Below are 20519 nucleotides of genomic sequence, written 5' to 3' on the forward strand. Positions count from 1 at the left end.
TTAAATCCTTAAGAGTTGGTTATCGTGTTATGTTTATGCCAATAATTGATCGAGCTTGCCTTCGCGATCTAACGCATATAATTGGTCAAAGCCGCCAATAAACTGGTCATTGATGAAAATTTGTGGAACGGTACGATGATTGGTGCGTTGCATTAATTCAACACGTACTTCAGGCGCTTCATTCGACAAATTAATTTCTTTATAGGCAACGCCTTTACGCTCAAGGAGTTGTTTTGCACGAATGCAGTATGGACATACAGTCGTTGAATAAATAGTGACTTCAGCCATGATTGTTCTCCTTGCGAAAAATATTGGGTAAAACTATTTGCTTTTTACTAAAGGTAAACCTTGTGCTTTCCAGTTGCTAATACCGCCATCTAAACGATAGGCATCGGTATGTGCGACCTGTTGTAAAGCACTGCCTGCAACCTGACCCAAGTTACAGATAAAGACCAATGGGCGATCTGAGGTTTTTAACTCTTCAACATGCTTGGTAATTTGGCTATAGGGAATATTGCGGCTACCACTGATATGACCTTCACGGAAATCTTTGGCATCACGTAAATCAATCAACATGGCATTTTTAGCTTTGACTAAAATACCCAAAGATTGTGGGGAAATTTTGCGACCATTGCGTTGACCTTCTAACACAAAGAACAACACTACCAATACAGCCAGCGTCCCAAATAAGAAGGGATGATTCCCCATAAATTCGAACCAACGTTCCACAAGTCACCTAATTACAATGTCAAAATTGTTCAAGAGTATAGCGTATAAATATGGCGATCAAAAACACCGCTTCAAGGGCAGCGCCACAATAAAATTAATTTTTTTGTTGCGCTTCGGCAATTTCATCACACAGTCTTAAATAACTGTCTAAACGACGCGATAAAATTTCGCCTTCTGCAGCAGCCAGTCGCAGCGCACATTGCTTTTCATGTTTATGGGTACAGTTGCGGAATTGGCAATGACCCAACAGGTTTTCAATTTCAGGAAAACCATTTTGAATTTTATCTTGGCTCAAGTGCCACAAACCAAATTCACGAATCCCCGGTGAGTCAATTAAGGCAGCACCATCTCCAAAGCCAATTAAACGAGTAGAGGTTGTGGTGTGCTGTCCAAGTGCCGAGTTTTCCGAAATGATATTGGTCTTTTGCGCCGCTTCGGGCACGATGGCATTAATCAGCGAGCTTTTACCCACGCCCGATTGCCCGACAAAAGCTACCGTTTCACCTGCTAAACGTGCCGCTAAATGCTCTAAATTCGCATCGGATTGGGTTTGCATAACTTCATATCCCAAGTCTTGATATTCCTTGAGCAAGTCTAAAATCGGGTCGTTTTCTTTGAGTAAATCAGATTTGTTTAAAACCAATAAGGCGGGAATATCGGCATCGGCACAAGCAACCAAATAGCGGTCAATCAAGCCCGGTGCAGGTTCAGGCAAAGGCGCAAAAACAATCACAATCAAACTGATATTGGCGGCAACAGGTTTAACTTTGTGATAACGATCAGGTCGGGTCAATAAAGATTGGCGTGGATGAATCGCGGTAATAATTCCTAAACCTGTATTTGGGTCGGCCTGCCATTTGACCCGATCTCCCGTCACCAATAATTCTAAATTGGTACGAGTGTGACAGCGCCAAATACTTCCCATTTCAATAGGTTTCCAAAATGGTTCTGGCTCACCTGCGTGCACCACCGGTTTTTCAGGATGAATTTCAGGAACAGATAAAGCCTGAACTTCTAATTGACGACCATAGTGTTGTACCACCAAGCCTTCTAAATCATGTGAAGTGTCAATGTCTGCCTGACGTGACTTGTGTTGTTTTTCAATTCGACGTTGCTGTTGTTCAGTCAATCGACGCTTACGAATTAAAGCCATTCATATCCTAAAAAAACCATGAACTCAGGATGGCAAAAATAGCATGAAGCGGGGGCACAGTTACAGCCAAGAAGCAAGAAATTTGCTACTATGCTGTTTTTAAGCCGAATAAGATTGCACATTTATGAGCAGCACGCCTGATACTCGCCTCATTTGGATTGATTTGGAAATGACAGGTTTAGATACCGATAACGACCAAATTATTGAAGTGGCTACCATTGTGACCGATGATCATTTAAATATTTTGGCAGAAGGTCCTGTGCTGGCTGTGCATCAACCTGATCGTATTTTAAATGCCATGGATGAGTGGAATACACGTCAGCATGGACAATCGGGCTTAATTGAGCGTGTGCGTCGCAGCAAACTCACTGCGCAGGATGCAGAGCAGCAAACCATTGAGTTTCTAAAAAAATGGGTCAATCCTAAAACATCGCCAATGTGTGGCAACTCAATTTGCCAAGACCGCCGTTTTTTACACCGTTTAATGCCTGAATTGGAACAGTACTTCCATTATCGTAATTTGGATGTTTCATCAGTGAAAGAGTTGGCAAAGCGCTGGCGTCCAGAAATTATGAGCGGTTTGAAAAAGAATGCGTCGCATTTGGCGATGGATGATATTCGTGATTCGATTGCTGAGCTGAAATATTATCGCCAATACTTTTTTATTATGAATCAGGACTAAAACCTTTTTCTGCGTAGGAGATGGAGCTGTAACAGTAACAGCGATCTCTTACGCTTAAACTGTGTTGGTCACTCATAAATAAGAAATAATAAGATATGACTCAGCATTGCCTTATGCCTTACTTTATATAAAGATATTAGAGGCAAGTTTGTATAAAGCTAAGCAATGCTTAGGTGTTCATTGGTTAAAAGCCAAGCAAAACCAAAAGCTTTATTTTCCTGCCTGCCAAAATGCTTCACCTGCCTGAATTGGGTCGCCTGTTTGCGCCAAAGTCTCAAGCCAGACATCATATTGCGCGATGATTGGATGTTGGCTAGGGTGAAAGTCAGGTTTAAACCAATCACGATATTGTGATTGCATTTTGCGTAATTTCCCTTGTTTGCCAAACAGCCATTGCAAGCCACGTACATTCATTTTAAGGCGCTGGGTACGATTAAACCCATCGCATCTCAGCATGACATTTGCGCGGTACAGGGTAAATCCGAACATTAAACCTGTGGTCAGCACCAACGCCATTTTTCGAGTCACTTCAGGCACATTGCCCACCTGTTGCATCACATCAAACGCCACATCACGATGTTCCATTTCTTCAATCGCATGCCATGCAAATAAAGCACGGACATAAGGATGTGCATCTTGCAGCGTGTCTTTTTCGCCATAAAAAGTTTCTGCCATAAGTGCGGTTAAATGTTCCGCAGCTGCTGTCATGGCGATGTTGTATTGGGGCGAGCGATATTTCAGTTCAAACTTAAACACTTTGTTTAGACGCTGAATAAACTGATCTACAGGCATGCCTTGATCTTTCATGACCTGATTCATTTTGTCGTGTGCAATGCCGTGCTGAGCTTCTTGTCGAATAAAATCGGCAACACGCTGTTTTAAGTCAGGGTCTTGAATTTGATCACGGAACAAACGTACCGATTGAATGAAATAACGCTCGCCATCAGGAAAAGTCAGGCTCAAAGCATCAAACATGCGGGTTAAAAACGGGTCACCTGCAAACCAGTAACGCGGCACATCGGCTAATTTAAAATCGAGATTGCTGCGTACTATGGGCGCAGCATGATATTGGACAAGTGCATTCATTTTATTTTATTTCACTCTGGTCAATCCTGTTTGCATTATGTCGGGCTTTGGCAGATTTGTTTTGACAGTATTTGCCAGTTTTTATACATTAAGCGACAAAAGAAAATGATGCATGTCAAAATGAGCAAGCACATGAGCGAAATTCAAATTCCGAATGGTTATTATCAACTTTGGTTACGCTATTTATCTGCACAGGGCAGAGTTCCTGAGCAGCTTGGATTTTCGCCTGCACAATTGCAGCAGTTACAGCATGTGTTGGCATTGCCCATGGATACCCAATCGTCCTATCAGTTTTTTAACGAGATCATCCAACACAGTATTCAGTTTTTAGATTGTCCAACGCTCGTTTTTGAATTGGCACGTTATATTCAGCCTGAACATTTTGGCGTGCTTGGCTATATGGCATCGCGTAGTAACAGTGTTGCAGAAGCCATTCAATATATGATGCGTTTTAGTCGCTTGGTGGTGGATGGTACGGCAGCCGTACCAATGCGACTGGAACAACAATCAGATGCTTTATATTTATCATGGCCATTGGTGGATGAAAAATACAGCTTGGTTCATGAAATGACTTTTGCTTGTATGACTCAATTGGCCATGCAAATTTTTGATTTTCAACACTCTCCGATACGGGAAATTCATTTTGCCCATGCACCGCGTATGGCGATGCTGCATTATGAAAAGTTTTATGGTTGTAAGGTTTTATTTAAGCAAGCAGAATATCAAATTGTTTTAAATTTAGAAAGCCTCAGTTTAAAACCACAGCAAGCCGATCCCTCTTTAATTCATTTACTCACCAAACAAGCTGAAGATGCGATTGCGCTCAAACCTCAATTGGAAACCGTGCGGCAACAAGTCCAAGAGCTGGTGGCGCATTATTTACGTTATGAACAGCAAGTACCCAATATTGAGTGGGTGGCACAGCGTTTATTTCGTTCAGGGCGTACGTTACAGCGTCAGCTTAAACAGGAAGGTACGGGTTTTAAACAGATTCTGGAAATAGAACGGATGCAGCGTTGTGAAAACTTACTACAACAAAATGTGAGTCTAAGCGACATTGCACAGTTGTTGGGGTATTCAGACCAGTCGGCTTTGGCACGTGCCTATAAAGCCTGTACAGGACAGACCTTGCTAAAACGTAAACAGCAGTTGCAGCAAGCTGAGGATGCACTTTCTCTACAGCAAAATACGCCATAAATAGTATGGATTGGCTCATTATCAACAGGTGATTTCGCGCTAAGAGATTGAAAATAAGCTGTGTGTAGCCATGACCGAATCAGCTTTTGCAAGGTTGATAAAGCCTAAGATAAAACCTGAAGTTGTTTATTTTTATCAATATTTTTAAATTTAAAAGCACGATTGAGCAAGTTTCAAAAACCGATAAGCAGGCAAAATTAGGCATCTTTGATCATTGAGAAAAAAGCGCAAATATCAGTAAATGTAGCCTCGCGGTTGTTCTGAATAAATCGTTTTGCAAACAGAAATGCAGCAACTCATGCCTGTGCGCTATTCATTGAGTAAAAAATAGCGTTACAATGGGTCAATTTGTATTTCTACAATAGCAAATGTCTCAGTTTTAATCATTCAAGGAAAATACAACCCTATGTCACGTTTAGCCACACGATTTGCACAGCTTGAATCTCAACAGCGTAAGGCCTTGGTTTCTTATGTTATGGCAGGTGACCCTCATCCAGAAGTCACAGTTCCGTTGTTACATCAAATGGTCGAGGCAGGGGTAGATGTCGTTGAATTAGGTTTGCCGTTTTCAGACCCAATGGCTGATGGTCCAGTAATTGCCCTCGCTGCAGAGCGAGCGTTGGCAGGTGGAACCAATACGCTAGATGCTTTAAACATGGTCAAAGAGTTCCGTCAAAAAGATCAGGAAACTCCTGTGGTATTGATGGGATATTTAAACCCTGTAGAAGTCATTGGTTATGAAAAGTTTGTTGAATATGCACATGACTGTGGTGTCGATGGTGTACTTCTGGTCGATTTACCACCTGAAGAAGCCCAAGAATTTGATGAAGTCCTGAATAAATATGGGATGAATCAAATTTTCTTGTTAGCGCCAACTTCTACACCAGAGCGTATTCAATTTGTTGCAAACCAAGCCAGTGGCTTTATTTATTATGTTTCTTTGAAAGGCGTGACGGGTGCAGCAACACTTGATGTTGCAGAAGCAGCAACCCGCATCCAACAGATTAAAGCTGTAACCAACGTGCCTGTGGGTGTGGGTTTTGGCATCAGTGATGCTGCATCTGCCAAAGCAATGGGCGCGGCTGCCGACGCAGTCATTGTCGGAAGTGCTTTTGTAAAACAATTTGCGAGCTTAGCACCAGAACAAGCCGTCATTGCAACGGTTAATAAAGTGAAGGAGCTTCGAGCTGCGCTCGATGAGTTAGTATGAGTCAAGAAGTGAAAACAGGGAAAATTCTAAGCCCATCGACGCCGTGGACTGCACGTGGTGTACCTGGTATTGAAACACCAGATGAGCAACAAGCGTTAAAAGCGATCTTTACTGAACCAACGATTGAATGTCCAGAATGTCATGCCTTGGTGACACGTACGGCAATGTCGTTCAACGCTTATGTATGCCCACAATGTGATGAACATTTACGTATGAAAGCGCGTGAGCGTTTAACTTGGTTCTTTGACCAAGTGCAAAACGAATTAGGTCAAGAATTCTCTGCCAAAGACCCACTCAAATTTGTAGACAGCAAAGCTTATCCTGAGCGTATGACTGAAGCGCAAAAGAAAACGGGTGAAACCGAAGCTTTAGTGGTGATGCAGGGCTTATTAAAAGATATGCCAGTCATTGCTTGTGCATTTGAGTTTGATTTTATGGGCGGCTCAATGGGTACCGTAGTGGGTGACCGTTTTGTGCAAGCTGCTGAACGTGCGATTCAGCAAAAACAACCGTTAATTTGCTTCGCAGCATCGGGCGGTGCGCGTATGCAAGAAGGCATGTTGTCATTAATGCAAATGGCGCGTACTTCTGCAGCAATTCAACGTATGAAAGAAGCAGGCTTACCTTACATCGTAGTATTAACACATCCTGTATATGGTGGTGTAACTGCATCATTGGCGATGCTGGGTGATGTGCACATTGCAGAACCTAAAGCGATGATTGGTTTTGCGGGTAAACGTGTCATTGAGCAAACTGTACGTGAAAAACTGGAAGAACCGTTCCAACGTGCAGAATACTTACTTGATCATGGTGTGGTCGATCAAATTGTCCATCGTCATGCATTACGTGATACAGTTTATCGTATTCTTGCGAAACTGATGAACTTGCCTTGAACACAGCACCTCTTGCAACCGATGATTTAAACACATGGCTCAATTATTGGAGCCATGTTCACGTTACGGGTATTGATTTAGGTTTGGAACGGGTCATTCCCGTTGCAGAAAAATTGGGTGTAACCCATCCTAAAGCTAAAGTCATTACGGTTGCGGGAACCAATGGCAAAGGCTCAACCACAACCACTTTAGCGGCTATTTTAAATGCGCAGGGCTATCGGGTTGGGTTGTACCAATCGCCGCATATTTACCGTTTTAATGAACGGGTCAAATTAGCAGGTGTCGAGGTCGATGACCAAAGTTTGATTGATGCTTTTGTGCAAGTCGATCAAGCACGACGTGATTGCGATCTGAGTTTATCTTTCTTTGAAGCCACGACTTTGGCAGCCTTTGTGATTTTTAAAGCACGTGACTGCGATGTGTGGGTGCTTGAAGTCGGTTTAGGCGGACGCTTAGATGTGGTCAATGTCGTTAATCCAGATGTGGCGGTTATTACCAATATCGGTTTAGACCATGTCGATTGGTTAGGCGATAGCATCGAAAAAATTGCCTATGAAAAAGCAGGCATTATTCGTCCTAACATTCCTGTCATTTTTGCAGGTCAGCAAGATTTGCCTCAAGCTATTCAAGATAAGGCAGCAGCTTGTAATGCACCATTGTTTACCCTGAATCGTGATTATTTTTATCGGGACATGCAAGATGGTGAGTCGTGGATGTTTGCTGCATCGGGCTGCACCTTAAAACTTCCAGCAGGCAGCTTGGCACTTGATAATATTTCAACGGCTGTGGCAGCAGTCTTGCACAGTGGTTTAGAAATCACCCAAGATGCAATTGCACAAGGTATTCAAACGGCTAAATTGGCAGGACGTTTTGAAGTTTGTCAAATTCAGGGCAAAACTGTGATTTTTGATGCAGGACATAACCCGCATGGCGTTGAATTTTTGTTAAAGCAATTGCGCAATTTCTTAAATTACAATAAACAGTACACTGAAGTGGTCAGTGTTTTTTCAATGCTTGCAGATAAAGATATAAATTCTGTGGTTGAGTTATTGAAAGATAGTGTCGTAATGTGGAAAATTGCCACATTAAATGTGCCTCGTGCGGCAGAGATCACGGTTTTGGATCAGGCTTTGCAAGGCGAAACAATACAACACTTCGACAGTATACAATTGGCTTTTAAATCAGCACTGGATGAAACAAAAAATAATCAGCTGATTTTGGTATGTGGATCATTTCATACCTTAGAAGCGGTATGGGAGTATTTGGAAGAATGTCAATGAATAACAAACAGCGCTGGATGGGTGGCGTTGTTTTATTAGGTGGTGGTGTTTTATTGGCAGCATTGCTTTTAAAAGGGCAAGAAGAAATACATCAAAATAATGTGAAAACCCCAAGCCAAGCCGAACAAGTTCAACATAAAAATGCCAATCAGGCAGAAATGGTGCAATTGCAACCTTTAACTGTCGATGTGCAAACCGAGCAGCGTCTGCTTGAAGAGCAGCGCCGTGCGCGTGAAAAAGCAGTAGCGGAGCAAGAAGCACGTGCAGCTGAGTTTTTAGCGATGCAACAACAGGCAGAAGCTGAAGCAGCGCGTAAAGCTGCAGAAGAATATGCTGCCTTAAATGCATTGCGTTCTGGTCAGCAGCAAAGTTCTGACAATATTCCACCGGAATTGGTCGAAGATGAACAAGTCAAGCAAAAGCGCTTAGCTGAAGAAAAAGCTGCTCAACAAAAGAAGTTAGAGCAGCAAAAGGCAGTAGATGCCAAGAAAGCTGCTGAGTTAAAAGCTGCGCAAGAGCGTAGTGCTGCAGAGAAAAAAGCAGCAGATGAAAAGCGTTTAGCGCAAGAACAACGCATTGCAGAAGAGAAGCGCAAAGCGGAAGAACAACGCCAAGCTGATGCGAAACGTAAAGCAGAGCAAGAGCGTAAAGCTGAACAAGAGCGCAAAGCAGCAGAAGCGAAAAAAGAAGCAGAACGTAAGGCTGCCGAAGAAAAACGTAAAGCTGAGGAAAAACGCAAAGCTGAAGAAGCTGCCAAGAAAAAGGCTGAAGCTGAAAAAGCACGTAAGTTATTGGAAGAAGGTGATAAGCAGTGGATGGTACAAGTGGCTTTGGCTGCTAACCAAGCCAATGCCGATGCTTTGGCGGCAAAACTGAAAGCCAAAGGTTATAAAGTCACCCAAAGTCCAACGTCTAAAGGGGTTCGGATTATGGTTGGGCCATCTAAAGACCGTGATGCTGCCGATGCAACCCGTAAGAAAATTACCGCAGACCCAAGTTTGAATATGAAATCTGCATGGGTGATTGATTGGGTGCCGTTAGATAAACGTGACTAGATCATTCGATCAAGATGTTTATTAAAAAAGGATTTAATCTTTCAGGTTAAATCCTTTTTTATTTAGGCTTTTGGTATTTGATATTGCGCTAAGGCAATTGGATCATGTGCGCAAATAATCTCAACTTGTGGTGCAGTTTGAGCCAAATGCTGAATATTCGCTAAAGTCTTTAAACGCATTAAATTATTTTCTGCAAACAAATACTCAACTGTATGTAGTGCTGGGAAGCATTGTTTAGGGTCTAGCTGTGCTTGCGCATAATAAGCATCGCCACAGAAAAATAACCAGCCCTGTGCCTGCCGAATGGCAATGCCACAATGACCAGCGGAGTGTCCAGGCAAAGGAATCAGTAAAATTTCATCCTTAAAAATTGTTAAACCTTGCACACGATTAAAATTAAACCAAGCTTCACCTCGTGTTGGTTCTAAAAAATCCCAATGAGTATGTTGCTGAAATTGCTTAGGTTTATAACGCATGCGATTTTTTAAAGACTTTAAATTGCAGGCTGCCTTGTATTCACTCGCGAGGATATGCACAGTCGCGTTTGGAAAATCAGCAATCCCACCCGCATGATCAAAGTCCAAATGCGATACCAAAATATGTTGCACATCACTGGCCTGATAACCAAGTTGCTGGATTTGCTTGAGTGCGGTCTGGCTTAAGTCGTGTTGAATCCGAGCGGTATGGGTCAGTAATGTGCCTAAACGCTGTTTGGGATGTAAATAATCCTCAACGCCTAAGCCTGTATCGACCAAGACCAAGCCTTGATCTGTTTCTAATAATAGACAATGGCAGACCAATTTTGCCTGCCAACCTTGTTGTCCAAATAAAGGCGCACAGATTGGGCAAAACGTGCCGCAATGTAAATGATGAATGTTGTAGATCACAAAATGACGTTTTTTTATGAATGTTATTTTGCTTATACCTGATCTGTTGTGTGTCGCCAATCACAATCGGATTAACGGAATTGGAGCATAAAAAAGCCTATCCGAAGATAGGCTTGCTCATGTAACACTTAATTAAGTGCGGTTCGGTTGTTTGGTCAAACGTAAATAAGGCTTGATGGCTTTATATCCACTTGGGAAGCGTTCTTTAAGTTCCGCTTCATCCTGAATGGAAGGCACAATGACCACATCTTCACCATCTTGCCAGTTGGCAGGTGTTGCAACCTTGTAATTGTCAGTCAGTTGTAGTGAATCAATGACACGTAAAATTTCGTGGAAATTACGTCCTGTAGAAGCAGGATAAGTAATGATCAAGCGTACTTTTTTATTTGGATCAATAATGATTAATGAGCGAACAGTCAGTGTTTCGCTGGCATTCGGGTGAATAAAATCGTACAGCGTAGATACTTTACGATCTTGGTCAGCAAGAATTGGGAAATTAACCGTCGTGTTTTGGGTTTCGTTAATATCTTGAACCCAGCCTTTATGAGATTCAGCATCATCTACAGAAAGTGCAATCGCTTTGACATTGCGCTTGCTGAATTCATCTTTCAGTTTTGCGGTATAGCCTAGCTCGGTGGTGCAGACAGGTGTGTAGTCGGCAGGATGCGAAAATAGAATGCCCCAGCTGTCACCTAAAAATTCATAAAAATCAATTGGGCCTTCATTTGAATCTTGCGTGAAGTTGGGTGCAGTGTCACCTAAGCGAATAGTCATTGTGTACCTCTGTCTTGTTTTGTTGTGTGATGTGTGCGTACTACTATGCGCCATTCCTTTTGCAGAATTAAATAGTGTTTTTGTATGTGCTTATTAGTAAATTGAATATGCTGTGTCGTTTTTATTGCATTTTCAAAATAGATTGATGTGTGATTGCTATATATCGTCCGCTCGAAATTTGTTACATTAACTGCCACTTAGCAGCGAGAAATGGCAAGTAGAGATTGGAATTTTTAATAGGTTTTTGTGCAAAACCCTTGTACTTCAAATTTCTAGCACCATAATAACCACTAAGAAAAACCTATTTATTTGACAAGCAAGATTTAGAGAGTTTATTCATGTTGGCAAGTCTGATCGGAGGAATCTTCGGTACTAAAAATGAGCGCGAACTCAAACGCATGCGTAAAATCGTAGACAAGATTAATGCGCTCGAGCCGACGATATCTGCCTTAAGCGATGCAGACTTATCTGCAAAAACCGAAGAATTCAAACAACGTTATAACAAAGGCGAAAGTTTAGATAAATTATTACCAGAAGCATTTGCAGTATGTCGTGAAGCCGCCAAACGTGTCATGAGCATGCGTCACTATGACGTGCAGTTGATTGGTGGTATTACCTTGCATGAAGGTAAAATTGCAGAAATGCGTACAGGTGAAGGTAAAACCCTAATGGGAACTTTGGCCTGTTATTTAAATGCTTTAAGCGGTCAGGGCGTGCACGTCATTACTGTGAACGACTACTTGGCGCAGCGTGATGCTGAACTCAACCGTCCTTTATTTGAGTTTTTAGGTTTAAGCATTGGCATTATCTACTCCATGCAAGACCCGACTGAAAAAGCACAGGCTTATCGTGCAGACATTACTTACGGTACCAATAACGAATTTGGTTTCGACTACTTGCGTGACAACATGGTGTTCTCGCTGAGTGAGAAAAAACAGCGTGGCCTGACTTATGCCATTATTGATGAAGTGGACTCGATCTTAATTGATGAAGCACGTACCCCATTAATCATTTCTGGTCAAAGCGATGACTCATCGCAGTTATATGCGGCAATCAACACCATTCCGCCAAAATTGCATGCGCAAAAAGAAGAAAAAGTAGCAGATGGCGGACACTTCTGGATTGATGAAAAACAACGCACTGTAGAAATGACCGAAATTGGTTATGAAACGGTAGAAAATGAATTAATTCAAATGGGTTTATTGGCAGAAGGAGAAAGTCTGTATTCTGCATCTAACCTAAATTTGGTGCATCACGTATCTGCAGCTATTCGTGCGCACTTCTTGTATCAACGCAACGTGCATTACATCATCCATGATGGTGAAGTGATTATTGTCGATGAAAACACAGGTCGTACCATGCCTGGCCGTCGCTGGTCAGAAGGCTTGCACCAAGCGGTAGAAGCCAAAGAAGGCTTAGAAATTCAGCCTGAAAACCAAACTTTAGCGACCACAACTTTCCAGAACTATTTCCGTTTATACAAAAAATTATCGGGTATGACGGGTACTGCAGATACTGAAGCTGCAGAAATGAAAGAAATTTATGGTTTGGATGTGGTGATTATTCCAACCCACCGCCCAATGATTCGTAATGACCAGAACGATTTGATTTATTTAAACCGTGCAGGCAAATACAACGCAATTATTCAAGAAATTCAGCGTGTGCATGAAGCGGGTGTAGCGCCAATTTTGATTGGTACCGCAACCATTGAAGCTTCGGAAATTTTATCGGACAAACTGCGTGAAGCGGGTATTCAGCACGAAGTGTTAAATGCGAAGCAACACGAACGCGAAGCTGACATCATTGCGCAAGCAGGCTCACCACGTGCGGTGACTATTGCCACGAACATGGCAGGCCGTGGTACAGATATTTTGCTAGGTGGTAACTGGAAAGCCCTGCTAGCCAAAATTGAAAACCCAACTCCTGAAGATGAAGCGCGTTTAAAGGCAGAGTGGGAACAAAACCATGACATGGTGTTAAGTTCAGGTGGCTTACACATTATTGGTTCAGAACGTCACGAATCGCGCCGTATTGACAACCAGTTGCGTGGTCGTGCAGGTCGTCAGGGTGACCCAGGCGTGTCACGTTTCTATTTGTCACTTGAAGATGACTTAATGCGTATTTTCGCAGGTGATCGTGTTGTAGCAATGATGCGTGCTATGGGCTTGCAGGAAGATGAAGCGATTGAACACAAAATGGTGTCACGCTCTATCGAAAATGCACAGCGTAAAGTTGAGGCACGTAACTTCGACATCCGTAAAAACTTGTTGAAATACGATGACGTAAACAACGAACAACGTAAGATCATTTATTCACAGCGTGATGATATTCTGGCAGAAAGCACGCTGCAAGACTATATTGAAGAAATGCACCGTGAAGTGGTCACAGGTATGATCGCCAATTATATTCCACCAGAATCAATTCATGACCAATGGGATATTGATGGTTTAGAGCGTGCCTTGCGTGATGATTTAGGTATCGAATTACCAATTAACCAATGGCTTGAAGATGATCGTCGCCTAGATGAAGAAGCTTTAGTAGAACGTATTGCCGATGAAATTGTCACACGTTATCGTGCACGTCGTGAGCAAATGGGTGATGAATCTGCAGCGATGTTAGAACGCCACTTTATGCTCAGTTCACTTGATCGTCATTGGAAAGATCATTTGGCGGCTATGGACTATTTGCGTCAAGGGATTCATTTACGTGGTTATGCACAAAAGAACCCTGAGCAAGAGTACAAAAAAGAAGCCTTTAACTTATTTGTGAATATGTTGGGTGTGATTAAAGCCGATGTCGTGACCGATCTTTCGCGTGTGCATGTCCCAACACCTGAAGAATTGGCAGCGATGGAAGCTCAACAGCAAGCGCAAGCAGAAGCGATGCAGCTTAATCTTTCACATGCTGATGTAGACGGTTTAACGGGCGAAACCTTTGAATCAGAACCACAGTATAGTGCTGCTGAGCAAACTGTTGTTGCGCCTGCGAGCCGTAACTCGCCATGCCCATGTGGTTCAGGACTGAAATATAAACAGTGTCACGGTAAAATCTAAACCTGACTTGTTACAACTTAAGCAGAACTTTGGTTCTGCTTTTTGTATTTTGGGGCGCAAAATCTTTGTGGTAATAGTTTTGCAAGATGTGTATAGCATTTGCAGATTTTGGAATTAAATGCTATTTAGTTGCACATGCAATATCCATGTGTGGAACAAAAAATGAAAAAAGTATTACAACCTTTAATGATTGTTGCCTTGAGCTTGCCTACTTTCGCATTTGCAAATGCGGCAACAACGACAACTCCTGCAAAAGTTCAAGCTGCTGTGGGTGCGACCACTGCACAGGTACAAGTGGATAATGGTCACGTGACTGTGGCAAGCCCACGCACAGGTATTCGTTATACCTTTGCCAATCCAGATCAGCGTCCAATCGTGTTGCATACTGCAGCGATTGCACCTGTGAATGCTGCCAATGTAAATCGTATTGTGGCTGCAAATCCTGCTTTATCTGCAGCAAGTCAAGAACGTGCAAAACAGGCTTTATTGGGTGAAACCGTGGTTGCGACTACGCCATAATCCAAATAGGCTCAATCAGTATAATTTTAGTTGCTGATGCATTATATTGAAGATTAAAACCAGTCCATACGGGCTGGTTTTTTATATATGACCTTGTGTATTAACAAAAGTTGAATCAAGCAGGGTGGATGCTCGATTTTTTCTTCAATTTCCACTAAGCTGTGACATTCTCAAATTTGTACTGGAAATTTCAAAATGGCAGTTGGTGACGTCTCTATGCCACACATGCATGTGGTCAAAGGTGTAAAAATTGGTTCAGCAGAGGCTTATGTGCGTTATCAGAACCGACGTGACCTGGTTATTTTTGAATTTGCAGCAGGCTCAAATGTGGCGGGTGTCTTTACTCAAAACGCATTTTGCGCTGCACCTGTGTATGTGTCCAAAGCACATTTAGCTCAGGGCAATCCGCGTTACTTGGTCATTAATACAGGTAATGCCAATGCGGGTACAGGCAAATTGGGTATGCAAAATGCAGAAATCACCTGTGCCAAATTGGCTGAATTGGCAGGTGTATCTACCCAAGAAGTTTTGCCATTTTCTACAGGTGTGATTGGTGAGCAATTGCCGATTGAGCGCTTGGTTGCTGGTTTAGCGCCTGCGCTGGCATCGTTACGTGAGGATGCTTGGCATGATGCTGCGACAGGTATTATGACCACAGATACCACGCCAAAAGGTGCATCTGAGCAGTTTGAGTTAGATGGTATTACTTATAGCATGACAGGCATTTCTAAAGGTGCGGGTATGATTCGCCCAAATATGGCGACCATGCTTAGCTATGTTGCAACCGATGCACCAATTCAACGTGACATCTTGCAGCAATTACTCAAACACAGCGTAGAACAATCGTTTAACCGTATTACTGTAGATGGCGATACCTCGACCAATGATTCATGTATCTTGGTGGCGACTGGTCAGACGGGTGGCACTGAAATTTGCAGCGAAAATGACCCGCGTTATGCTGTGGTATTAGATGTTTTGAATCGTGTGATGTTGCGTTTGGCTCAACTGATTATCCGTGATGGTGAAGGTGCAACAAAATTCATTACGGTACGTGTTGAAGATGGTGACAATACCCAAGAATGTTGTGATATTGCGTACAGCATTGCACATTCACCATTGGTAAAAACGGCCATTTTTGCCTCAGATCCAAACTGGGGGCGTATTCTTGCTGCAATTGGTTATGCAGGCGTGCCAAATTTAGACGTTGAAAAAATTCAGGTTTGGTTGGATGATGTGCAAATTTGCAAAGATGGCGGTGCTGCTGCCGACTATACCGAAGCAGCGGGCGCGCGAGTCATGGCACAAACCGAAATGACCATTCGTGTAAATTTAGGACGTGGTCAAGCGACAGATACAGTCTATACTTGTGACTTGTCTTACGATTATGTCAAGATCAACGCGGATTACCGTTCGTAAAAATTCAAATTGAGTGATAAAGCCTCCGTTGTGAGGCTTTTTTAGCATTCAATCGGCAAAGGGCTGGTGAATGAGTAAATTGCCCCCATATCATCAGTGACTTGAGTAAGCTTGTGTTCGGGCAAGCATGAAGATAGAGAAGACGTTGTTATGAATGATGCGACCAATTTAATTGCCAATGAAGCCAAATCAATTGTGCAGGCGCATTTAGATCGCTTGGGTGAAACCAAAGAACATCATTTGAGTGAGCAAGCCAAGCAGGAAAAATTTGCGCAAATTAAAGCAGAACTCGAAAAGCGCAATGCTGTCTTGGTTGCTCATTATTACTGCGATCCTGAAGTACAGGAACTGGCAGAATTAACTGGTGGCTGTGTTTCAGATTCACTGGAAATGGCACGTTTTGGTCGTGATCATGCGGCAACCACGTTGGTCGTAGCTGGTGTAAAATTTATGGGCGAAACTGCCAAAATTTTATCGCCAGAAAAAACCATTCTTATGCCAACTTTAGAAGCAACTTGCTCACTGGACTTGGGTTGTCCTGTCGATGAGTTTAGCCGCTTCTGTGATGCGCATCCTGATCATACAGTCGTGGTTTATGCCAATACATCGGCTGCGGTAAAAGCGCGTGCAGATTGGGTCGTTACCTCAAGCTGTGCGGTTGAAATTATTGAACATCTCGATAGCTTAGGTGAAAAAATCATTTGGGCGCCAGATCAGCACTTAGGACGCTATATTCAAAAGAAAACTGGCGCAGATATGCTGCTTTGGGATGGTTCGTGTATTGTGCATGAAGAATTCCGTTCACGCGGTATAGCCAATATGAAAGCCATGTATCCGGATGCAGCAGTTTTGGTGCATCCAGAATCACCAGAATCAGTTGTTGATGTAGCTGATGCGGTGGGCAGTACCTCGCAACTTATTCAAGCGGCAAAAACTTTGCCACACGAGCGTTTAATTGTGGCAACAGACCGCGGTATTTTCTACAAGATGCAGCAAGCTGTACCAAATAAAATTCTAATTGAAGCACCAACTGCAGGTGAGGGTGCAACCTGTCGTTCATGCGCACACTGCCCGTGGATGGCGATGAATGAATTGGATGGAATTTTGCATGTATTGCAAACAGGTGATCAAGAAGTATTCGTTGAACCTGCCATGGCAGAACGTGCTAAATTACCACTAGATCGTATGTTGAATTTCAGTGCGAGCTTAAAACGCTAAAATTGATTGAAAAATATCAAAAATGCTTGATAAATATACGGTTGAAGCTTTTTTTTAATTTTTTTTAAATATAGGTGTTGACGTCTTCGGGCGTCGCGCCTAGAATGCACACCGTACCGCACGATGTGCGATACACAAAAAGCTGAGATGAATCGGAGCATAGCACAGCCTGGTAGTGCACCTGGTTTGGGACCAGGGGGTCGTAGGTTCGAATCCTACTGCTCCGACCAATTCTTCAAGGCAACGTATCGCATGATATTATGTATCATCGGTCATGCGCCTGTAGCTCAGTTGGATAGAGCATCCGCCTTCTAAGCGGATGGTCACAGGTTCGAATCCTGTCAGGCGCGCCATTTTTTGGTAGCTTGGTATAAAAGAACCAAACATAATGGTGGATGTAGCTCAGTTGGTAGAGCCCTGGATTGTGATTCCAGTTGTCGCGGGTTCGAATCCCGTCATTCACCCCAATCTCTTTGAGAGATAAACGGAGCATAGCACAGCCTGGTAGTGCACCTGGTTTGGGACCAGGGGGTCGTAGGTTCGAATCCTACTGCTCCGACCATTTTCTAAATAGAACAGATACTAAGTAGAAATGGTTAAGTCAATAAAGATACCGCGTTAAGCGGTTTTTTTATGCCTGAAATTTATGAAAGCCTTGTTGGTTTAAAATTGATTTCGTATTAGTTATTGGTCAGCATAAAAAAGCCTCAAGAATGAGGCTCAATATAAGAAAAGTTTTAGTGTCTTTTTTATTAAGGCACAATCGTCACATTGACGCGTCGGTTGGTGGCACGATTTGCTGGTGTGTCATTGCTTACCATTGGTTGTGTTGCACCACGTCCAATCACCTGAATATTTTTTCTTTCAAAACCCTGATCTAAAAAGATCTGAGCCACATTTTGGGCGCGTTTTTCCGATAGGGTTTGATTGTAGCTGGCTAAACCTACGTTGTCTGTGTGACCAATAAACTTGAGTTTATCCAAGTCATATTTATGCAGCTGTTGTGCCAATTGGTTGAGGCGTTCTTTTTGGCTATTTTGAATGGCGTATTCATCAAAACCAAATAACAAGCGTTCAGGCAGGGCTAAGGTCCAGCCATCATCACTTAAAATAAAGCCTTCTTGTTTTAGCATGCGCGCCTGCTTATAGCTGACATTCCCCAAACTCATGCAAGCACTGAGTGAAACCATAACAAGAATAAGTGTGCCGATCAGAACTTTTTTAAGCATAAGGAACCTGTTTATTGTTTGATTGAGGTGAAATATACCATTTTGATTGATCACGTTTGGCTTTGAGCATTGCGCGATCGACATCGGCAATTAAATTTTCAGGAGTTTTTGCATATTCAATCAATGCTACGCCAATACTGACATTTAAGGAAACTTGTTGCTGTTCATACTTAAATGTAGAGGTATAGCAAGCATGAATCTTTTGACAATAATCCTCTAATTCTGCAGTGGAGTGTGAGCCAGTTAAGATTACTGCAAACTCATCGCCACCTAAACGCGCAACAAACGCATGTGAGGGCAAAATCTGAATTAGACAATGTGATGAATCACGTAAAATATTATCGCCCGTCAAATGCCCAAATTGGTTATTGATTTGGTTAAAGTTATTAATGTCTAAAAAAAATACTGCAGCCGTAGCAGAAGGCTGGGTAAATAGCTTAAACAGTGTTTCATAAAAATAATTACGATTTGGCAACTGCGTTAAATTGTCGTATTGCGACTGAAATTGCAGTTTATGATTTTCAACCAATAAATTCTTATGGGATTGTTCAATCTCATTGAGTAAGCCATTAAAGGCATAACTCAGTTCATGAAGTTCTTGAATATCTGAACTTGAAACGCGCAGCTTATAATTTTTTTGTGCACTGATCTCCTGTGCCGAGCTGACAATAGAACTTAAAGATTGCATGAGATATTGATAAATTGAATTAATTGACCAAAACACAGCAATTAAAAGCAAAATAAAACCGAAAATTAATCCTAAAACGATTTTATAAAAAAAACTGACCAAGTCACTAGAGTTTCCATACACCACCAACTCACCATAGTTTTGCTGATTATGGTCAATACTCAGCCGAACAGGATGATTAAAAAACAGATAGTCCAATAAAGCCTGAATTGAAAAATGCTCTAGACCTTGCTGTTCAATAAAGGCAATACGTGTCTGTTTAGGTGAGCGTACTTCAATTGAACGAATAGAATAACGCTGCGTATGTTCAGACAGAATTTCGTTCAGTGTTATTTGGTCATTGAATACAACAGCCGGTTGAATACGTTCATTTAATGCTGCAGATAAACTTTGCAAACTATTTTTTGCGAAGGTGTTCATGGTGTAGGTTGAAATGACCAGAAAAATCATTGAACAAATTGTAAAAGTCAGAGCAAAGATAGTGAGTTGTGCGCGTGTGAATAATTGATGCAAGGTAATTGGAGTGTATAACTGCTTCATGAGTTTGACTCCGATGTTTTTGCAAGCAGTAATACACGCGGATCAATATGCACTTGAGATTGAGTCAAGCTTTCCATGTTGACTTTAAAAGCATAGTTATCATTTTTTTTATAAAGACAAAAAGCGCTGCCAGTTTCACATTCCAGATTGTTTAAACTAATAGATAGGGCTGGAAATCGAACTTGAGTATTTAAGGTATGTTGTTCTTGTGCAGCAGAAAGCGTAGAAAAAATTAATATTTGACAATTACTTTTAGATATTTCATGGCTTTGAATGGGTTGAATGTCATATTTATTATGTAATGGGGCATGTTTTTTGAATTGTTGTGCAATATTATCTTGATTTACGACACAAAGTTTGGGCGTGCTAGCTTGCCATTTTGCATACGCTAAAATGGAGAATGTAGTGTTATAAAGATTTGATGCAGGTGCAGCATACAAAATAGGTGTTTGCATTGCTACAAATGACAGCAAGGTTATTATTTTTAAATTTTGAGTCATTTCAATACAACACGAATGAACATAAAAGTAGTGTAGCTAATATTGGAAAATAAGCATACTGCTAATTTTGAGCAAGAATAATACAGATCTAAATGATTTTGCCGAATAAATAACCGTTCGGACTAAAAAACTTATAAAACTTAAAAAGAGGGGTTGCAAGGCGAAATATTTGCCCTATAATGCACATCCATCGGCGGTGATGAAGATTAAAACTTCTGATAAAACAATGACTTGGTTAAGAATGATTGAGTTGGGTTTTAGAAAGAAAGTTTAAAATAATTTGAATTACCAGTTGACACTTTAGAAATAAAGCGTAATATAGCCGACCTAGCTTGATGCTGACGAAGCATCGAGAAGATCATTAAGAGATTATGAAGAACAACTTGTGTGGATTTTTACTGATTGATTGA

19 protein-coding genes and 4 tRNA genes are annotated in these 20519 nt (G+C 41.9%); 14 read left to right on the forward strand and 9 right to left on the reverse strand.

All coding sequences use genetic code 11. The annotated features are described in order from the left end of the window. Positions 1 to 33: 33 nt before the first annotated feature. The 3 genes from grxC to rsgA all read right to left on the reverse strand — a co-directional run bounded on the left by grxC (position 34) and on the right by rsgA (position 1882). Positions 34 to 288, reverse strand: a complete 255-nt coding sequence (gene grxC / locus FTU09_RS12070; protein ID WP_004976247.1) for a glutaredoxin 3 — start codon at positions 286 to 288, stop codon at positions 34 to 36. Positions 289 to 321: 33 nt separating this feature from the next. Next, positions 322 to 729, reverse strand: a complete 408-nt coding sequence (locus tag FTU09_RS12075; RefSeq protein ID WP_004976250.1) for a rhodanese-like domain-containing protein — start codon at positions 727 to 729, stop codon at positions 322 to 324. 94 nt (positions 730 to 823) lie between these two features. Next, the gene (gene rsgA, locus FTU09_RS12080; protein ID WP_154321039.1) at positions 824 to 1882 is read right to left on the reverse strand and encodes a small ribosomal subunit biogenesis GTPase RsgA; all 1059 of its coding nucleotides are present in this window, start codon (positions 1880 to 1882) and stop codon (positions 824 to 826) included. Positions 1883 to 2006: 124 nt separating this feature from the next. Between rsgA and orn the strand changes: the two genes are divergently transcribed. Then, positions 2007 to 2564, forward strand: coding sequence for an oligoribonuclease (gene orn, locus FTU09_RS12085; protein ID WP_004976254.1), 558 nt, complete (start codon positions 2007 to 2009; stop codon positions 2562 to 2564). 210 nt (positions 2565 to 2774) lie between these two features. Here orn and FTU09_RS12090 read toward each other — a convergent pair whose 3' ends face one another. Beyond that, the gene (locus tag FTU09_RS12090) at positions 2775 to 3650 is read right to left on the reverse strand and encodes a metal-dependent hydrolase (RefSeq protein WP_131261957.1); all 876 of its coding nucleotides are present in this window, start codon (positions 3648 to 3650) and stop codon (positions 2775 to 2777) included. Between the two features lie 132 nt (positions 3651 to 3782). Here FTU09_RS12090 and FTU09_RS12095 point away from each other — a divergent pair, with 132 nt between their 5' ends. The 5 genes from FTU09_RS12095 to FTU09_RS12115 all read left to right on the forward strand — a co-directional run bounded on the left by FTU09_RS12095 (position 3783) and on the right by FTU09_RS12115 (position 9285). After that, complete coding sequence (locus FTU09_RS12095) at positions 3783 to 4847, forward strand: AraC family transcriptional regulator (RefSeq protein WP_180080424.1); 1065 nt, start codon at positions 3783 to 3785, stop codon at positions 4845 to 4847. Between the two features lie 406 nt (positions 4848 to 5253). Further along, positions 5254 to 6057: a tryptophan synthase subunit alpha gene (gene trpA / locus FTU09_RS12100; RefSeq protein WP_004976260.1), complete on the forward strand. Its 804-nt coding sequence runs from the start codon at positions 5254 to 5256 to the stop codon at positions 6055 to 6057. Continuing rightward, complete coding sequence (accD, locus tag FTU09_RS12105; RefSeq protein WP_004976262.1) at positions 6054 to 6950, forward strand: acetyl-CoA carboxylase, carboxyltransferase subunit beta; 897 nt, start codon at positions 6054 to 6056, stop codon at positions 6948 to 6950. Before trpA ends, accD begins: the two co-directional genes overlap by 4 nt. Further along, positions 6947 to 8230, forward strand: a complete 1284-nt coding sequence (gene folC / locus FTU09_RS12110; protein WP_180080426.1) for a bifunctional tetrahydrofolate synthase/dihydrofolate synthase — start codon at positions 6947 to 6949, stop codon at positions 8228 to 8230. Before accD ends, folC begins: the two co-directional genes overlap by 4 nt. Continuing rightward, the gene (locus tag FTU09_RS12115; protein WP_180080427.1) at positions 8227 to 9285 is read left to right on the forward strand and encodes an SPOR domain-containing protein; all 1059 of its coding nucleotides are present in this window, start codon (positions 8227 to 8229) and stop codon (positions 9283 to 9285) included. The genes folC and FTU09_RS12115 overlap by 4 nt, the downstream gene beginning before the upstream one ends. Before the next feature lie 62 nt (positions 9286 to 9347). On the opposite strand, the gene FTU09_RS12120 is transcribed toward FTU09_RS12115, so the two are convergent. After that, entirely contained in the window at positions 9348 to 10172 is an 825-nt protein-coding gene (locus FTU09_RS12120; protein ID WP_180080429.1) for an MBL fold metallo-hydrolase, read from the reverse strand. Positions 10173 to 10304: 132 nt separating this feature from the next. Then, entirely contained in the window at positions 10305 to 10946 is a 642-nt protein-coding gene (locus FTU09_RS12125; RefSeq protein WP_180080431.1) for a peroxiredoxin, read from the reverse strand. Between the two features lie 338 nt (positions 10947 to 11284). On the opposite strand from FTU09_RS12125, the gene secA reads away from it, so the two are divergent. The 8 genes from secA (at position 11285) to FTU09_RS12165 (ending at position 17714) form a co-directional block, all read left to right on the forward strand. Then, positions 11285 to 13999 carry a preprotein translocase subunit SecA gene (secA, locus tag FTU09_RS12130; protein ID WP_180080433.1) on the forward strand — a complete coding sequence of 905 codons (2715 nt, stop codon included), beginning with the start codon at positions 11285 to 11287 and terminating at the stop codon, positions 13997 to 13999. Positions 14000 to 14161: 162 nt separating this feature from the next. Next, positions 14162 to 14518, forward strand: a complete 357-nt coding sequence (locus FTU09_RS12135; protein WP_180080435.1) for a hypothetical protein — start codon at positions 14162 to 14164, stop codon at positions 14516 to 14518. A 195-nt stretch (positions 14519 to 14713) separates the two neighbouring features. Beyond that, positions 14714 to 15934, forward strand: coding sequence for a bifunctional glutamate N-acetyltransferase/amino-acid acetyltransferase ArgJ (argJ, locus tag FTU09_RS12140; protein WP_180080437.1), 1221 nt, complete (start codon positions 14714 to 14716; stop codon positions 15932 to 15934). A 150-nt stretch (positions 15935 to 16084) separates the two neighbouring features. Continuing rightward, positions 16085 to 17152, forward strand: a complete 1068-nt coding sequence (nadA, locus tag FTU09_RS12145; RefSeq protein WP_179997479.1) for a quinolinate synthase NadA — start codon at positions 16085 to 16087, stop codon at positions 17150 to 17152. A 153-nt stretch (positions 17153 to 17305) separates the two neighbouring features. Continuing rightward, positions 17306 to 17382: transfer RNA gene (locus tag FTU09_RS12150), tRNA-Pro, on the forward strand. Between the two features lie 46 nt (positions 17383 to 17428). Continuing rightward, positions 17429 to 17505 (forward strand) — tRNA-Arg (locus tag FTU09_RS12155). Positions 17506 to 17543: 38 nt separating this feature from the next. After that, positions 17544 to 17619 (forward strand) — tRNA-His (locus FTU09_RS12160). Between the two features lie 18 nt (positions 17620 to 17637). After that, positions 17638 to 17714: transfer RNA gene (locus FTU09_RS12165), tRNA-Pro, on the forward strand. A gap of 190 nt (positions 17715 to 17904) precedes the next feature. Here the strand turns inward: FTU09_RS12165 and FTU09_RS12170 are convergent. From FTU09_RS12170 to FTU09_RS12180, 3 genes are read right to left on the reverse strand one after another with little or no spacing between them, the layout of a single operon-like run. Next, a complete protein-coding gene (locus FTU09_RS12170; protein ID WP_004976277.1) occupies positions 17905 to 18381 on the reverse strand; it encodes an OmpA family protein in 477 nt (158 codons plus the stop codon). Then, complete coding sequence (locus FTU09_RS12175; RefSeq protein WP_180080439.1) at positions 18374 to 19609, reverse strand: diguanylate cyclase domain-containing protein; 1236 nt, start codon at positions 19607 to 19609, stop codon at positions 18374 to 18376. Before FTU09_RS12175 ends, FTU09_RS12170 begins: the two co-directional genes overlap by 8 nt. Next, positions 19606 to 20109 (reverse strand): YfiR family protein, encoded by a 504-nt coding sequence (locus tag FTU09_RS12180; protein ID WP_096902398.1) that lies wholly within the window; start codon positions 20107 to 20109, stop codon positions 19606 to 19608. Before FTU09_RS12180 ends, FTU09_RS12175 begins: the two co-directional genes overlap by 4 nt. Positions 20110 to 20519: the final 410 nt, after the last annotated feature.

Origin of the sequence: Acinetobacter sp. YH12058, assembly GCF_013419805.1 — a bacterium.
Taxonomy (GTDB): domain Bacteria; phylum Pseudomonadota; class Gammaproteobacteria; order Pseudomonadales; family Moraxellaceae; genus Acinetobacter; species Acinetobacter towneri.

What these genes read in the sequence shown, in the direction of transcription:
- grxC (WP_004976247.1), bottom strand. Translation starts at nt 288, where the DNA reads ATGGCTGAAGTCACTATTTATTCAACGACTGTATGTCCATACTGCATT.
- rsgA (WP_154321039.1), bottom strand. Translation starts at nt 1,882, where the DNA reads ATGGCTTTAATTCGTAAGCGTCGATTGACTGAACAACAGCAACGTCGA.
- orn (WP_004976254.1), top strand. Translation starts at nt 2,007, where the DNA reads ATGAGCAGCACGCCTGATACTCGCCTCATTTGGATTGATTTGGAAATG.
- FTU09_RS12090 (WP_131261957.1), bottom strand. Translation starts at nt 3,650, where the DNA reads ATGAATGCACTTGTCCAATATCATGCTGCGCCCATAGTACGCAGCAAT.
- FTU09_RS12095 (WP_180080424.1), top strand. Translation starts at nt 3,783, where the DNA reads ATGAGCGAAATTCAAATTCCGAATGGTTATTATCAACTTTGGTTACGC.
- trpA (WP_004976260.1), top strand. Translation starts at nt 5,254, where the DNA reads ATGTCACGTTTAGCCACACGATTTGCACAGCTTGAATCTCAACAGCGT.
- accD (WP_004976262.1), top strand. Translation starts at nt 6,054, where the DNA reads ATGAGTCAAGAAGTGAAAACAGGGAAAATTCTAAGCCCATCGACGCCG.
- FTU09_RS12115 (WP_180080427.1), top strand. Translation starts at nt 8,227, where the DNA reads ATGAATAACAAACAGCGCTGGATGGGTGGCGTTGTTTTATTAGGTGGT.
- FTU09_RS12125 (WP_180080431.1), bottom strand. Translation starts at nt 10,946, where the DNA reads ATGACTATTCGCTTAGGTGACACTGCACCCAACTTCACGCAAGATTCA.
- secA (WP_180080433.1), top strand. Translation starts at nt 11,285, where the DNA reads ATGTTGGCAAGTCTGATCGGAGGAATCTTCGGTACTAAAAATGAGCGC.
- FTU09_RS12135 (WP_180080435.1), top strand. Translation starts at nt 14,162, where the DNA reads ATGAAAAAAGTATTACAACCTTTAATGATTGTTGCCTTGAGCTTGCCT.
- argJ (WP_180080437.1), top strand. Translation starts at nt 14,714, where the DNA reads ATGGCAGTTGGTGACGTCTCTATGCCACACATGCATGTGGTCAAAGGT.
- nadA (WP_179997479.1), top strand. Translation starts at nt 16,085, where the DNA reads ATGAATGATGCGACCAATTTAATTGCCAATGAAGCCAAATCAATTGTG.
- FTU09_RS12170 (WP_004976277.1), bottom strand. Translation starts at nt 18,381, where the DNA reads ATGCTTAAAAAAGTTCTGATCGGCACACTTATTCTTGTTATGGTTTCA.
- FTU09_RS12175 (WP_180080439.1), bottom strand. Translation starts at nt 19,609, where the DNA reads ATGAAGCAGTTATACACTCCAATTACCTTGCATCAATTATTCACACGC.
- FTU09_RS12180 (WP_096902398.1), bottom strand. Translation starts at nt 20,109, where the DNA reads ATGACTCAAAATTTAAAAATAATAACCTTGCTGTCATTTGTAGCAATG.